This is a genomic window from Sporofaciens musculi, from assembly GCF_009830285.1.
Lineage (GTDB): Bacteria > Bacillota > Clostridia > Lachnospirales > Lachnospiraceae > Sporofaciens > Sporofaciens musculi.
This window is the reverse complement of sequence record NZ_WUQX01000001.1, coordinates 1,649,129-1,663,086: the sequence shown is the minus strand read 5'-3', so window position 1 is coordinate 1,663,086 and position 13,958 is coordinate 1,649,129. Positions and strand designations below refer to the sequence as shown.

At 56.5% G+C, this 13,958-nt stretch carries 15 protein-coding genes and 1 pseudogene; all 16 read left to right on the top strand.

From position 1 onward, the window contains the following. Positions 1-51 precede the first annotated feature (51 nt). The 16 genes and pseudogenes from GN277_RS08185 to GN277_RS08110 all read left to right on the top strand — a co-directional run bounded on the left by GN277_RS08185 (position 52) and on the right by GN277_RS08110 (position 13,957). Complete coding sequence (locus GN277_RS08185) at positions 52-795, top strand: replication initiator protein A (protein ID WP_330587484.1); 744 nt, start codon at positions 52-54, stop codon at positions 793-795. Positions 796-857: 62 nt separating this feature from the next. Beyond that, positions 858-1,709 (top strand): ATP-binding protein, encoded by an 852-nt coding sequence (locus tag GN277_RS08180; protein WP_159750637.1) that lies wholly within the window; start codon positions 858-860, stop codon positions 1,707-1,709. Next, positions 1,706-1,903: a transposon-encoded TnpW family protein gene (locus tag GN277_RS08175; RefSeq protein WP_159750636.1), complete on the top strand. Its 198-nt coding sequence runs from the start codon at positions 1,706-1,708 to the stop codon at positions 1,901-1,903. Before GN277_RS08180 ends, GN277_RS08175 begins: the two co-directional genes overlap by 4 nt. Before the next feature lie 129 nt (positions 1,904-2,032). After that, positions 2,033-3,655: a recombinase family protein gene (locus tag GN277_RS08170; protein ID WP_159750635.1), complete on the top strand. Its 1,623-nt coding sequence runs from the start codon at positions 2,033-2,035 to the stop codon at positions 3,653-3,655. A gap of 79 nt (positions 3,656-3,734) precedes the next feature. Then, positions 3,735-3,830: pseudogene (locus GN277_RS31175) on the top strand (Maff2 family mobile element protein); the annotation flags it as partial. A 73-nt stretch (positions 3,831-3,903) separates the two neighbouring features. Next, positions 3,904-4,773, top strand: a complete 870-nt coding sequence (locus GN277_RS08160; protein WP_016223835.1) for a VirB6/TrbL-like conjugal transfer protein, CD1112 family — start codon at positions 3,904-3,906, stop codon at positions 4,771-4,773. Between the two features lie 18 nt (positions 4,774-4,791). After that, positions 4,792-5,277: a PrgI family protein gene (locus GN277_RS08155; protein ID WP_016318010.1), complete on the top strand. Its 486-nt coding sequence runs from the start codon at positions 4,792-4,794 to the stop codon at positions 5,275-5,277. After that, on the top strand, positions 5,201-7,594 hold the full coding sequence (locus GN277_RS08150; protein WP_159750634.1) for a VirB4-like conjugal transfer ATPase, CD1110 family: 2,394 nt from the start codon (positions 5,201-5,203) through the stop codon (positions 7,592-7,594). The genes GN277_RS08155 and GN277_RS08150 overlap by 77 nt, the downstream gene beginning before the upstream one ends. Further along, a complete protein-coding gene (locus tag GN277_RS08145; RefSeq protein WP_159750633.1) occupies positions 7,591-7,962 on the top strand; it encodes a DUF3851 family protein in 372 nt (123 codons plus the stop codon). The genes GN277_RS08150 and GN277_RS08145 overlap by 4 nt, the downstream gene beginning before the upstream one ends. Beyond that, positions 7,955-9,715, top strand: a complete 1,761-nt coding sequence (locus GN277_RS08140; RefSeq protein ID WP_159750632.1) for a C40 family peptidase — start codon at positions 7,955-7,957, stop codon at positions 9,713-9,715. Before GN277_RS08145 ends, GN277_RS08140 begins: the two co-directional genes overlap by 8 nt. A 25-nt stretch (positions 9,716-9,740) precedes the next feature. Beyond that, on the top strand, positions 9,741-9,998 hold the full coding sequence (locus GN277_RS08135) for a DUF4315 family protein (RefSeq protein WP_004070726.1): 258 nt from the start codon (positions 9,741-9,743) through the stop codon (positions 9,996-9,998). Further along, positions 9,988-10,710, top strand: coding sequence for a DUF4366 domain-containing protein (locus tag GN277_RS08130; protein ID WP_159750631.1), 723 nt, complete (start codon positions 9,988-9,990; stop codon positions 10,708-10,710). Before GN277_RS08135 ends, GN277_RS08130 begins: the two co-directional genes overlap by 11 nt. Beyond that, complete coding sequence (locus GN277_RS08125) at positions 10,707-10,901, top strand: hypothetical protein (protein ID WP_004054605.1); 195 nt, start codon at positions 10,707-10,709, stop codon at positions 10,899-10,901. The genes GN277_RS08130 and GN277_RS08125 overlap by 4 nt, the downstream gene beginning before the upstream one ends. Continuing rightward, complete coding sequence (locus tag GN277_RS08120) at positions 10,898-11,596, top strand: conjugal transfer protein TraG (protein ID WP_159750630.1); 699 nt, start codon at positions 10,898-10,900, stop codon at positions 11,594-11,596. The genes GN277_RS08125 and GN277_RS08120 overlap by 4 nt, the downstream gene beginning before the upstream one ends. Further along, positions 11,577-13,676, top strand: a complete 2,100-nt coding sequence (locus GN277_RS08115) for a DNA topoisomerase 3 (protein WP_159750629.1) — start codon at positions 11,577-11,579, stop codon at positions 13,674-13,676. Before GN277_RS08120 ends, GN277_RS08115 begins: the two co-directional genes overlap by 20 nt. Then, on the top strand, positions 13,676-13,957 hold the full coding sequence (locus GN277_RS08110) for a hypothetical protein (RefSeq protein ID WP_004054600.1): 282 nt from the start codon (positions 13,676-13,678) through the stop codon (positions 13,955-13,957). The genes GN277_RS08115 and GN277_RS08110 overlap by 1 nt, the downstream gene beginning before the upstream one ends. The last annotated feature ends 1 nt before the right edge of the window (position 13,958 follow it).

Genomic DNA, 13,958 nt, shown 5'->3' with positions numbered 1-13,958 from the left:
AACTGCGTAACAAGAAGCCACAGACAGGAGGTGAGAACCATAACCGAATACATCACAGCCGACACCATATTGCCCCGTTTTCTGCCCTATCCCTATTTTCTGCTGAAAATGGACTTGTCGCATACCGCAAGGCTGCTCTATGGGCTGCTTCTTAACCGTTCCACCCTCTCACAGAAGAACGGCTGGCAGGACAGCGAGGGCAGGACGTATATTGTCTATCCCGTTTCGGAGATAACGGAAATGCTGGATAAAGGCAGCACCGCCATAAAAAGCGCACTGAACGAGCTGGACGCTGCCGGGCTTCTGGTGAGGGAACGCCGGGGCTTCTCCGCACCGAACCGCCTTTATATAAAAATACCGCAAATGCCAGTGGTACAGTTTTCCGACCATATGACAGCCATACAGCCGGAAAACCGACCCTCTGATAGCCGGAAAAGCGACCCTCATAAGGACGGAAAACCGACCTTTGCGTTGGACGGAAAACCGACCCCTAACCAACTTACTATAAACCAACTAAAAGAGAACCAACGAAAAGGAGTGAGTGGGGAGCAGCCCGCACCCTTTGGCAGATATAAAAACCTTTTCCTCTCCGAATCCGAGTATGCGGAGCTGAAAGGGGAATACCCGGACAGGCTGGAACGGTTCATTGAGGAATTAAGCGAGTACATAGCCGCCTACGGGAAAGTGTACGCCAACCATGCCGCCGCTGTCCGTATGTGGGCAAAACGTGACAGGAAAGGCACAGGAAAGAAAGGAATCCCCGATTATTCCTACAAAGAGGGCGAGAGCCTTTGACCTCATAGACACAACGCCCCGTAAACAGGGCGTAAAAGACCATGAACAAGGAGGAAAATTTTATGAGTGATTACGATAACGCCATTTTTCGGCTTGCCACGTCACAGGAAGCAGAGCCGGAGGACTACACGGGCGAGGACGGGCTTTTATATTGCGGGAGCTGCCGCCAGCCCAAAGAAGCCTACTTCCCGGAGGGCAAGACCTTTTTCGGACGTGACCGATACCCCAAAGAATGTGACTGCCAGAGAAAACGCCGGGAAAAGCTGGAAGCCAGCCGCCGGGAATACAAGCACCGGGAGGAAGTGGAACGGCTGAAACGGACAGGCTTCACCGACCCGGCTATGCGGGAATGGACGTTTGAGAACGACAACGGGAAATGCCCCCAAATGCACAAAGCCCATGCCTATGTAGAGTGTTGGGAGGAAATGAAAGCCGGGAATATCGGCTATCTGTTATGGGGCATGGCAGGCACAGGCAAGAGCTATTTCGCCGGGTGTATCGCCAACGCCCTCATGGAGCAAGAGGTTTCCGTGTGCATGACAAACTTTGCCCTTATCCTCAATGACCTTGCCGCCAGCTACAAGGACAGGAACGAATACATAGCCCGCCTTTGTAGCTTCCCTCTGCTTATCCTTGACGATTTCGGCATGGAGCGTGGCACAGAATACGGGCTTGAACAGGTTTACAACGTGATTGACAGCAGATACCGAAGCGGCAAGCCCTTAATCGTGACAACAAACTTGACGTTGGAGGAATTGCAGAACCCAGAGGACACCGCCCATGCCCGGATATATGACCGCCTTACGGAAATGTGTACCCCCGTCCGCATTACCGGGGAGAATTTCAGAAAAGCCAGAGCAAGGGAAAAAATGGAACAGCTTAAAAAGCTGCTGAACAGAAAGGAGAGCCTATGACCGACACCCCCAACAGAAGCACCGCCACTACCGCCCGCCGCCCGGATTGCGTGACAGAGGTACGCCGGGGGAACACCGTCCTTGTGGTTTCCGGCTACTTCAAGCAAGGCACTACCGTCACCGCCGCCGACAAGATGATGAAAGTGCTGGAAGCCGAAAGCGCAGCCGGACACAAGCCGATTTACAGCGCATGACAACCCGCAGATAAAAACCGTCATTTTGACGGGCGGTAAAGAAGCAGAAAAGACTGTACAGCCAGCCCCGCCCTATGGTATAATAAACCTACGGAATAGTGGGGCTGGCTGTCGGAAACGGAGGACATTATGCCAAGACAGACCACCCAAAAACTCATTACCGCCCTTTATCCGAGATTGTCGCACGAGGACACGCTTCAAGGCGAATCCAACTCCATAAGCAACCAGAAGCGGATTCTGGAAGCCTACGCAAAACAGAACGGCTTTTCCAACCTCAAATGGTACACGGACGACGGATTCTCCGGGGCAAATTTCCAAAGACCCGGCTTCCAGTCCATGCTTGCCGACATTGAAGCGGGGCTTGTGGGAACGGTTATCGTAAAAGATATGTCACGGTTAGGGCGAAACTACTTACAAGTGGGAATGTACACGGAAATGATTTTCCCACAGAACGGCGTCCGTTTCATTGCCATCAATGACGGCGTTGACAGCGCACAGGGCGACAATGATTTTGCCCCCTTGCGTAACATTTTTAACGAATGGCTGGTGAGGGATACGAGCAAGAAAATCAAGGCAGTCAAGAGGTCAAAAGGCATGAGCGGGAAGCCCGTCACAAGCAAGCCCGTATATGGCTACCTCATGGACGAGGACGAAAATTTCATCATTGACGGGGAAGCCGCCCCCGTGGTGAAGCAGATATACAGCCTTTGCCTTGCCGGGAACGGTCCGACCAAGATAGCCCGTATGCTTGCGGAACAGCAAATCCCCACGCCGGGAACACTGGAATACCGCCGGACGGGAAGCACCCGCCGCTACCACCCCGGCTATGAGTGCAGGTGGGCGACAAACACCGTGGCGCACATCCTTGAAAACCGGGAATACACAGGCTGCCTTGTGAACTTCAAGACCGAGAAAGTGTCCTACAAGGTGAAGCAGAGCAAAGAGAACCCCGTGGAAAAACAGGCAATCTTTGAGAACCACCACGAAGCAATCATTGACCGGGAAACATGGGAGCGTGTGCAGGAGCTACGCAAGCAGCGCAAACGCCCTAACCGCTATGATGAAGTGGGCTTGTTCTCCGGCATACTCTTTTGTGCGGATTGCGGCAGCGTCATGTACCAGCAGAGATACCAGACGGACAAACGGCGGCAGGACTGCTACATATGCGGCAGCTATAAGAAGCGCACGGCAGACTGTACGGCGCACTTTATCCGCACCGACTTGTTGACCGAGGGAGTGACCGAGAATTTACGGAAAGTCACAAGCTACGCCGCCAAGCATGAAGCCCGGTTTATGAAGCTGTTGACCGAGCAGACCGAGGACGGGAGCAAACGCTGGAATGCCGCAAGGAAGAAAGAACTGGAAGCGGCAGAAAAACGGATTGCGGAACTCTCCGCCATCTTCAAGCGGCTGTATGAGGACAGCGTGACCGGGCGCATATCGGACGAGCGTTTCACGGAACTTTCGGCAGACTACGAAGCCGAGCAAAAGGAACTGAAAGAGAAAGCCGCCGCCTTGCAGAGCGAGCTTTCCAAGACGCTGGAAGCCACGGCAAACGCTGAAAAGTTTATGAAAGTGGTACGCAAGTACACCAGCTTTGAGGAACTCACCCCCACCCTGTTGCGGGAGTTTGTGGAGAAAATCATAATCCACGAATCGGAAGCCCTTGACGGGAAACGCCGGGGGAAGCTCCGCAGACAGGAAATCGAAATCTATTACTCTTTTGTCGGCAAGGTAGAATTGCCCGACTAAAGCCCGACCCGTCCGGCAGTCAGCCGGATAGGGAACGGCAAAATTTTTTGCACTTCTTTTACTTCTTTATCTCACATGAGCAAAAAGCCAGGGCATGAAGCAGCTCATGGCGGGCGGCGGCGTTGCCCTCATCGGCATGGTGCTTGTACCCCTGCTCTCCGGTCTGTTCGGCTAATCCCCGCACCAGAAACACCCATACCTTTGCCCCTCCCGCAAACGCGGGAGGGGCGGAAAGGAGGTAGCACTGTATGGATTTTCTGCTGGATGCAATCACCACCTGGCTGAAAGAAATGCTGGTGGGCGGCATAATGAGCAACCTTTCCAGTATGTTCGATTCGGTCAACAACCAGGTGGCGGACATATCGGGGCAGATCGGGCAGACGCCCCAGGGCTGGAACGCGGGTATTTTCAGCATGGTCCAAAGCCTTTCGGAAACGGTCATTCTCCCCATAGCAGGCGTGATCCTGGCCTTTGTAATGACGCTGGAGCTGATTCAGATTATCACCGACAAGAACAACTTCCACGATATTGAAACCGCTGTGTTTTTCAAGTGGATATTCAAGACCGCCTGTGCCATCCTCATTGTCACCAACACCTGGAATATCGTGATGGGCGTGTTTGATGTGGCCCAGGGCATCGTGGCCCAGGCTTCCGGCGTCATCGGCGCGGACGCTTCCATCGACATTTCCTCCGCGATGGCGGATTTGGAGCCAAGGCTCATGGAGATGGATTTGGGGCCGCTGTTCGGGCTGTGGTTCCAGTCCCTGTTTATCGGCCTTACCATGTGGGCGCTGACCATCTGTATTTTTATCGTCATTTATGGCCGTATGCTGGAAATATATCTCGTCACCTCGGTCGCGCCGGTCCCGATGGCCGCTATGATGGGCAGGGAATGGGGCGGCATGGGGCAGAATTACCTGCGTTCCCTAATGGCGTTAGGCTTTCAGGCGTTCCTCATCATGGTCTGCGTGGCAATCTACGCGGTCCTGGTGCAGAACATCGCCACCGACGAGGACACGATTGCCGCCATCTGGTCCTGTGTGGGATATACGGTCCTGCTCTGCCTGACCCTCTTTAAGAGCGGCAGCATGGCCAAGGCGATCTTCCAGGCCCACTGACGAAAGGAGTGTGCAAAAATGGCTTATGTACCCGTACCCAAAGACTTAACGAAGGTCAAGACAAAGGTGGCCTTCAACCTCACCAAACGGCAGTTAGTCTGCTTTGGCGGCGGGGCGCTGATTGGCGTACCGCTTTTCTTTCTGCTTCGGGGGCCAGCCGGGAACAGCGCCGCCGCCCTGTGCATGATGCTTGTCATGCTGCCCTTTTTCCTGCTGGCGATGTACGAGAAGAACGGCCAGCCGCTGGAAAAGATCATCGGCAACATGATCCGGGTATCCTTTCTCCGGCCCCGGCAGCGCCCCTACCAGACCAACAACTTCTATGCCGTATTGGAGCGGCAGGACAAACTCGACAAGGAGGTGTATGACATTGTTTACGGCAAAGAAAAACCGGACAAACGGCAGAGCGCCGGAGGGCGAAGGGCCAATGCCGGTGAAAAAGAAGCTCTCCCGCGCGGATCGGAAGCAGATCGAAGCCGCCATTTCCCGCGCCAGCCGCACTGACCAGAAGGGGATTTCCGCGCAGGACAGCATCCCCTATGAACGGATGTGGCCGGACGGCATCTGCCGCGTGACCGGCTGCTACTATACCAAGACCATTCAGTTTCAGGACATCAATTACCAGCTGTCCCAAAACGAGGATAAGACCGCCATCTTCGAGGGCTGGTGCGATTTCCTCAACTACTTTGACAGCTCCATCCGGTTCCAGCTGTCCTTCCTCAACCTGGCCGCGTCCCAGGAAACCTTTGCCCGGTCCATCACCATCCCGCCCCAGGGGGACGATTTTGACAACATCCGCGGCGAGTACACCCAGATGCTGCAAAACCAGCTGGCAAAGGGGAACAACGGCCTGATTAAGACAAAATACCTGACCTTCGGCATTGACGCGGACAGCATCCGGGCGGCAAAGCCCCGGCTGGAACGGATTGAAACCGACCTGCTCAACAACTTCAAGAGGCTGGGCGTAGTGGCGGAGCCGCTGGACGGGCGGGCGCGGCTGTCCCAGCTGCATGGCGTATTCCACATGGATGAACAGGTTCCCTTTTCCTTTTCGTGGGACTGGCTGGCCCCCTCCGGCCTTTCCACCAAGGATTTTATTGCCCCCACTGCCTTTGAGTTCCGCACCGGCAGGCAGTTCCGCATGGGGAAAAAGTACGGCGCGGTCAGCTTTGTGCAGATTCTCGCGCCGGAATTGAACGACCGGATGCTGGCGGATTTTCTGGATATGGAAAGCTCCCTGATTGTCAGCCTCCATGTGCAGTCCTTAGACCAGGTAAAGGCCATCAAGACGGTCAAGCGCAAAATCACCGACCTGGACCGGGCCAAGATCGAGGAACAGAAAAAGGCGGTCCGGTCAGGGTACGATATGGACATCATTCCCAGCGACCTGGCTACCTACGGAAACGAGGCCAAAAAGCTGTTGCAGGATTTACAGAGCCGCAACGAGCGGATGTTCCTTGTGACCTTTCTGGTGCTGAATACGGCGGACACCGCCAGACAGCTGGGCAACAATGTTTTTCAGGCGTCCAGCATCGCGCAGAAGTACAACTGCCAGCTGGCAAGGCTGGACTTCCAGCAGGAGGAAGGGCTGATGAGCTGCCTGCCTTTGGGACAAAACCAGGTGGAAATCCAGCGGGGCCTGACTACTTCCAGCACCGCCATCTTTATTCCTTTCACCACCCAGGAGCTTTTCCAGAACGGGAAAGAGGCGCTGTACTACGGCATCAACGCCCTGTCCAACAACCTTATCATGGTGGACCGCAAGAAGCTGAAAAACCCCAACGGCCTGATTCTCGGCACTCCCGGCTCCGGCAAGTCCTTTTCCGCCAAGCGGGAAATCGCCAACTGTTTTCTGCTCACTACCGATGACATTATTGTGTGCGACCCGGAGGCGGAGTACGCGCCCCTTGTGGAGCGGCTGCATGGGCAGGTTATCAAGATTTCGCCCACCTCCGGGGACTACATTAACCCGATGGACTTAAACCTGGACTATTCGGATGATGAAAGCCCGCTGTCTTTGAAATCCGACTTCATCCTGTCGCTGTGCGAGCTGATCGTGGGCGGCAAGGAGGGCTTGCAGCCGGTCCAGAAAACCATCATCGACCGCTGTGTGCGGCTGGTCTACCATGATTACCTGAACGACCCCAGGCCGGAAAATATGCCGGTATTGGAGGATTTATACAACCTTCTGCTGACCCAGGAGGAAAAAGAAGCGCAGTACATCGCTACGGCGCTGGAAATCTATGTTTCCGGCTCCCTGAATGTGTTCAACCACCGGACCAATGTAAACATCGACAACCGCATTGTCTGCTATGACATCAAGGAGTTAGGCAAGCAGCTGAAAAAAATCGGTATGCTGGTGGTGCAGGACCAGGTGTGGAACCGCGTCACCATCAACCGCGCCGCCCACAAGTCCACCCGTTACTACATTGACGAGATGCACCTTCTGCTCAAAGAGGACCAGACCGCCGCCTATACCATTGAAATCTGGAAACGGTTTCGGAAGTGGGGCGGGATTCCCACCGGCATCACCCAGAACATCAAGGACCTGCTTGCCAGCCGGGAGATCGAGAACATCTTTGAGAACTCGGACTTTGTATATATGCTCAACCAGGCAAGCGGGGACCGGCAGATTCTGGCAAGACAGCTGGGCATCTCCCCGCACCAGCTGTCCTATGTGACCCACTCCGGCGAGGGCGAAGGGCTGCTGTTCTACGGCAACATCATCCTGCCCTTTATCGACCGGTTCCCCAAGGACACCGAGCTGTACCGCATCATGACCACAAAATTACAGGAATTAAAGGAGGGAAAGCAATCATGACTGCACAGAAAATCAAACACAATCCCCGGCTGTTTTTGAAGCGGGCGATGGACATTCAGCGCCGCCAGCTGCTTCTGGCGATGGCGGACGCGGTAAGCGAGTGCCGTACTGCGGAGAGCATGGCGGCAGAACTGAACCGTGACGGGGAAACGGGCCTGCTCCGCCTTGCGGAAATCTGGTGCTGCCTCTCCCCCGGCACCGGCGGCAGGGTTTTGGAGGGCCGGGGCGCGGAGCTTCTGGCCGATGTGCTGGCACAGGTCTATGCCTGCCTGGTCCTCCGCCCCCTGCACACCCCGGCTGGCATGGGCCTCTATGTGGAACTGCTCTATATGATGGAGGCGCTGATGCTGGGGGAATGGTTTGATTAAGGAGCCGCGCCTGCGCTTTACGAGGGAGGAACAGACCGACCCGGCGCTGGAAAAGCCGATCCGCCGCGCGGAGAAAGCGGCTGTCCGGGCAGACAAGGCGCAGGCCAGGATACCCAAAAAGAAGGTCCGGCAGACCGTTATTGACCCCGATACCGGAAAGAAAACAACGAAACTGACCTTTGAGGAACAGGCAAAGCCGCCCTCCAAGCTGTCCCATGCGGTACGGGGCGCTCCGGCCAACGCGCTGCTTGCCGGGGCGCATAAGGAAATCCGCAAGTCCGAACAGGACAATGTGGGCGTGGAAGGGGCGCACAAGACCGAGCAGGCTGTTGAAGTCAGCGCGCGGCTGGTGCGGGAGGGATACCGCAGCCATAAACTGAAACCCTACCGCGAAGCGGCAAAGGCGGAGCAAAAGCTGGAAAAAGCAAACATCAACGCCCTGTACCAAAAGTCCCTGGCGGAGAACCCCCAGCTTGCCAGCAATCCCCTTTCCCGCTGGCAGCAAAAGCAGGCCATCAAAAAGGAATATGCCGCCGCCAAACGCGCCGGTCAAACGGCTGGGCATACGGCACAGGCCGCAGGCCATACCACCAAGACCGCGCAAAAGACCGGCAAGGCGGCAAAGTCCGTCAAAGAAAAAGCGGAACAGGCAGGCCGGTTTGTCATGCGGCACAAGAAGGGATTCCTGATTGCGCTGGCGCTGTTTCTGCTGGTCTGCCTGCTGATGAATACCCTGTCCTCCTGCTCCATGCTGGCCCAGAGCATCGGCTCGGCGGTGTCCGGCTCCACCTATCCCTCCAAAGACGAGGATATGCTGGGGACGGAAGCGGACTATGCCGCAAAGGAGGCGGAACTGCAAGCCGAACTGGATAACATGGAGAGCCTGCACCCCGGCTATGACGAGTACCGGTACAATCTGGACCCTATCGGCCACAATCCCCATGAGCTTGCGGCTTATTTAAGCGCCCTGCTCCATGAGTACACGCCCCAGAGCGCGGCGGCACAGTTACAGCGGGTCTTTGACCTCCAATATGTCCTGACACTGACCGAGGAGGTGGAAATCCGCTACCGCACCGAAACCAGCACCGACCCGGAAACCGGGGAAACAACCAGCGAGGAAGTCCCCTATGAATACTACATCCTCCATGTGGAGCTTGTGAACACACAGATTTCCGCCCTTGCGCCGGAGCTTCTCACCCCGGATGAATATGAGATGTACCAGGTCTATATCGCCACCAGGGGCAACAAGCCGCTGCTGTTTGGCGGCGGTTCCCCGGATATGGGAAATTCCGAGGATTTGAGCGGCGTGGAGTTTATAAACGGGACCCGCCCCGGCAATCCGGGACTGGTCGATCTGGCAAAGCGTCAGGTGGGAAACGTGGGCGGCTATCCGTATTGGAGCTGGTACGGCTTTAACAGCCGGGTGGAATGGTGCGCCTGCTTCGTGAGCTGGTGCTATAACCAGGCCGGGAAAAGCGAACCGCGCTTTGCGGGCTGCCAGTCCCAGGGCGTACCCTGGTTCCAGTCGCATGGACAATGGGGCGGGCGCGGATATGCCAACATCGCCCCCGGCGACGCCATTTTCTTTGACTGGGATTTGGACGGTTCCGCCGACCATGTCGGCATTGTGATCGGCACAGACGGGAGCCGGGTCTATACGGTGGAGGGCAATTCCGGCGACGCCTGCAAAATCAAAAGCTATGACCTGAATTACCAGTGCATCAAGGGCTACGGCCTGATGAACTGGAACTAAATCATATTGGAGAGGAGTGTTACAGATGGCAACGAACAAAATCGACCGGATTGACCGGGAGATCGCAAAGACCCGCGAAAAGCTGGCGGAATACCAGAACCGGCTGCGGGAATTGGAGGCGCAGAAAACCGAGGCGGAGAACCTGCAAATCGTCCAGCTGGTGCGGGCGGTCCGCATGACCCCGCAGGAGCTGAACGCGCTGCTGTCCGGCGGCGGGATTCCCGGCGTGGGAACGCCTGCGCCAGACGCCCAGGAAAAGGAGGAAAATCACGATGAAATCTAAAAAACTATTGCGGACACTGGCCGCGCTTTGCACCGCCCTGGTTCTTATGGGCGGTTTTTCTGTCCCCGCCTACGCGGGCGGCGGCGGGGAACCGGCTGATGAAACCAACGATTCCAACGTACAGGTGGAGCAGCCGGAGGAAACGCCTCCCCTCACCCCGGATGGCAACGCCACCCTGGTGGACGATTACGGCGGGAACAAGCAGCTGATTACCGTTACCACCAAAAACGGCAACTACTTCTATATCCTGGTGGACCGGGATGACGAGGGGGAAAACACCGTCCATTTTCTGAACCAGGTAGACGAAGCCGACCTGATGGCGCTGATGGAGGACGGGGACAGCGAGGAGCCTCCCGCTGTTTGCAGCTGCACCGAGAAATGTCAGGCAGGCGCAATCAACCGGAACTGCCCGGTCTGCGCCTTTACCATGACAAGCTGCACCGGCAAGGCGGCGGAACCGGAGGAGCCGCCTGCAATGGAGCCGGAACCGGAGAAAAAGTCCGGCATGAATCCGGCTGTCCTGCTTTTGGTTGTGGCCCTGTTAGGCGGCGGGGGCGCGCTCTACTACTTCAAGTTTATGAAGAACAAGCCGAAAACCAAAGGCGCGGACAATCTGGACGATTATGACTACGGCGATGAGGAAGATGAGCTGTGGGAATCCGAGGAGGGCGCGGAGGAGGAACCGGAGGAAAGTGAGGAAGAACCGGAATGACCCGCTTCACCGACAGCCCCTTTGAGCGCATGATGACACAGAAACCGGAGGGCAGGAAGAAAACTTCCCGCCCTCCTTCTTTACCCAAAAGCCACCCCTGCTATGGCTGCGGCAACTACGGGAGGCCCTGTGTGGGATTCTGCCACCGGGAACTGGAAAAGCAGCTGAAAGAAAGGAGAGATCGGAAATGAAGTATCTTATTTTATTTATCAAAATCGTTGCTGTTTTTGACCTGTGCTGTCTGGCGGTGTATCTGGGCGGCGATATTCTGACTGCCCTGACACGCAAACTTCGGAAAAAGCCTGCACAGAGCGACGACCTTTATGACTTTTCTATGGATGGCGACACAGCCGCCCCGCTGTCCATAGATTCCATCCGCCAGCTGTACTCCGGCGATGTGGAAACTTTTGTAGAAGAAAGGCTTCTGCCGGACGCCGCAAAGACGATGGAGGCATTAACGGAACGGGAACAGACAGCGGCCCGCCTGCTTTTATGCGCCCTGATCGGCTATCTGAAAGAAGAAGCCCGCATGGACGAGCAGAGCTTTCCGATGGTGATGGAACTGCTGAAATATATGGAGGGGGAAAAAGAGGAAGGCTGCCAGGACCCGGTAGACTGGCTGCTGGAGGACGCCAACAGCCGCGCGCACCGGCATGAGTCCTATTACAACGATTATCAACGCTACCAGCTGATGCAGGTGGATAAAAAACGTGTCATTCTGGCCTGCCGCATTCTCATCAATGATCTGGTAGGAAAACTGTACCGATATGATTACCGGTTCGGCTATGACCTGATGCTGACAGAGGATAACAGCATTGAGGAAAAACTGCGTACATCTATGCGGGAAGAATGGGAGGATGAAGATTATGAGGTTAGTGATTGCTGAAAAACCGTCGGTGGCCCAAAGCCTGTCCGCTGTGATCGGGGCCAATGCCCGCAGGGACGGGTATCTGGAAGGGAACGGCTGGCGGGTCAGCTGGTGCGTGGGGCATCTGGCGGGGCTTGCCGACGCGGACAGCTATGACCCTAAATACGCCAAGTGGCGCTATGACGATCTGCCGATCCTGCCCTCGGACTGGAAAATGAGCGTGGGGCGGGACAAGAAGAAACAGTTTGATATTCTCAAAAAGCTGCTGTGCGCCCCGGATGTGACCGAGGTGGTAAACGCCTGTGACGCGGGACGGGAGGGCGAACTGATTTTCCGCAACGTCTATGAGCTGGCGGGCTGCAAAAAGCCCATGAAGCGGCTCTGGATTTCCAGCATGGAGGATTCGGCAATCCGGGAGGGCTTTGAAAACCTCCGCCCCGGCGCGGACTATGACGGTCTGCATCAGGCGGCGCTCTGCCGCGCCAAGGCTGACTGGCTGGTGGGCATCAACGCTACCCGGCTGTTTTCAGTGCTGTACCGCCGAACCCTCAACATCGGTCGGGTCATGTCCCCGACACTGGCCCTTATCGTCCAGCGGGAAGCAGAGATTGAAGCCTTCCAGCCGGAGCCGTTCTATACGGTGGCGCTGGAACTGCCCGGATTTACCGCTGTGGGGGCGCGGATGAAAGACAAAACCACCGCGAAAGAGCTGCAAACCGCCTGCCGGGGCGGTTCTGCGGTGGTGAAACAGGCGCAGCGGAAAGAGAAGTCCGAAAAGCCGCCCGCCCTTTATGACCTGACCACCTTACAGCGGGACGCCAACCGCCTGCTGGGGTTTACCGCCCAGCAAACGCTTGATTATCTGCAAAATCTCTATGAGAAAAAGCTGTGTACTTATCCCAGGACGGACAGCCGGTATCTGACCTCGGATATGGCGGAGGGGCTGCCGGTGCTGGTCAACCTCACCGCCAATGCGATGCCGTTCCGAAAGGGGATCGGCATTACCTGCAATCCGGAGGCGGTCATCAACGATAAGAAAGTGACCGACCACCATGCGGTGATCCCCACCCGTAATCTTCGGGATGCGGATTTGTCCGCCCTCCCTGTGGGGGAAAAAGCGGTGCTGGAGCTGGTGGCCGCAAGGCTGCTGTGCGCGGTGGCGGAACCCCATCTCTACGAGGAAACCGCCGCCACGCTGGTCTGCGCCGGTCAGGAGTTTGCCGCAAAAGGGAAAACCATTCAGCGCCCCGGCTGGCGCAGGCTGGATGCCGCTTATCACGCCGGTCTGAAAAATGCCCCGGAGCCGGAGGAAAGACCAGAGGAAAAGACGCTGCCGGAACTCTCCCAGGGACAGTCTTTGCCTGTTTCCAATGCCTCCGTCAAGGAGGGGAAAACCAGCCCGCCAAAACATTTCACCGAAGATACCCTTCTTTCCGCGATGGAGAACGCCGGTAAAGAGGATATGCCGGATACTGCCGAGCGCAAGGGATTGGGTACGCCTGCCACCCGCGCCGGGATTCTGGAAAAGCTGGCCTCCACTGGTTTTCTGGAACGGAAAAAGAGCAAAAAGACGGTCCAGCTGATGCCCTCCCGCGATGCGCGTTCCCTCATTACGGTTCTGCCGGAGCAGTTGCAATCCCCGCTGCTCACCGCCGAGTGGGAGTACCGGCTGGGCGAGATTGAGCGCGGCGAGCTTTCCCCGGAGGAGTTTCTGTCCGGGATTTATGCCATGCTGCGGGAGCTGGCGGCAACCTATCAGGTGGTTAAGGGGACCGAGTACCTGTTCTCCCCGCCCCGCGAAGCAGTAGGCAGATGCCCCCGGTGCGGCGGTGAGGTTACAGAATCGCAAAAGGGATTTTTCTGCCAAAGTGAAACTTGCAGATTTGCCATCTGGAAAGACAGCAAGTGGTGGAGCGCCAAGAAGAAACAGCCCACCAAGGCCATTGTCGCGGCCCTCTTAAAAGACGGGCGGGCAAGGCTCACCGGCTGCTACTCGGAAAAAACCGGAAAAACCTATGACGCGGATGTGCTTTTGGAGGATACCGGCGAGTATGTGAACTTCAAGCTGGACTTTGGCCAGCGGAAAGGAGGCTCGTGATGAAGCTGTCGCTGCTGGAACAGGAAACGGTTCTCCTTTATAACCAGGCCGAGTCTGCGGCAGAGGTCTATACCCATGACCCCAAGCTGATGAAGAAGCTGGAGCAGCTGGCGGAAAAATACCCGGAGCAGATCATCAAGAAGGACGCCCACAACTTCATTGTCCCCAAACGCTGCGTATCGGTCCGGGAGCCGTACAGCGAAAAGCGGCGCAAAGCCGCCAGTGAGCGCGCCAGGGCCGCAGGTTATAAGCCGCCGTTGAAATCCTCCTCCGGTCAATAAG

What these genes read in the sequence shown, in the direction of transcription:
- GN277_RS08180 (WP_159750637.1), top strand. Translation starts at nt 858, where the DNA reads ATGAGTGATTACGATAACGCCATTTTTCGGCTTGCCACGTCACAGGAA.
- GN277_RS08175 (WP_159750636.1), top strand. Translation starts at nt 1,706, where the DNA reads ATGACCGACACCCCCAACAGAAGCACCGCCACTACCGCCCGCCGCCCG.
- GN277_RS08170 (WP_159750635.1), top strand. Translation starts at nt 2,033, where the DNA reads ATGCCAAGACAGACCACCCAAAAACTCATTACCGCCCTTTATCCGAGA.
- GN277_RS08160 (WP_016223835.1), top strand. Translation starts at nt 3,904, where the DNA reads ATGGATTTTCTGCTGGATGCAATCACCACCTGGCTGAAAGAAATGCTG.
- GN277_RS08155 (WP_016318010.1), top strand. Translation starts at nt 4,792, where the DNA reads ATGGCTTATGTACCCGTACCCAAAGACTTAACGAAGGTCAAGACAAAG.
- GN277_RS08150 (WP_159750634.1), top strand. Translation starts at nt 5,201, where the DNA reads ATGCCGGTGAAAAAGAAGCTCTCCCGCGCGGATCGGAAGCAGATCGAA.
- GN277_RS08145 (WP_159750633.1), top strand. Translation starts at nt 7,591, where the DNA reads ATGACTGCACAGAAAATCAAACACAATCCCCGGCTGTTTTTGAAGCGG.
- GN277_RS08135 (WP_004070726.1), top strand. Translation starts at nt 9,741, where the DNA reads ATGGCAACGAACAAAATCGACCGGATTGACCGGGAGATCGCAAAGACC.
- GN277_RS08130 (WP_159750631.1), top strand. Translation starts at nt 9,988, where the DNA reads ATGAAATCTAAAAAACTATTGCGGACACTGGCCGCGCTTTGCACCGCC.
- GN277_RS08125 (WP_004054605.1), top strand. Translation starts at nt 10,707, where the DNA reads ATGACCCGCTTCACCGACAGCCCCTTTGAGCGCATGATGACACAGAAA.
- GN277_RS08120 (WP_159750630.1), top strand. Translation starts at nt 10,898, where the DNA reads ATGAAGTATCTTATTTTATTTATCAAAATCGTTGCTGTTTTTGACCTG.
- GN277_RS08115 (WP_159750629.1), top strand. Translation starts at nt 11,577, where the DNA reads ATGAGGTTAGTGATTGCTGAAAAACCGTCGGTGGCCCAAAGCCTGTCC.
- GN277_RS08110 (WP_004054600.1), top strand. Translation starts at nt 13,676, where the DNA reads ATGAAGCTGTCGCTGCTGGAACAGGAAACGGTTCTCCTTTATAACCAG.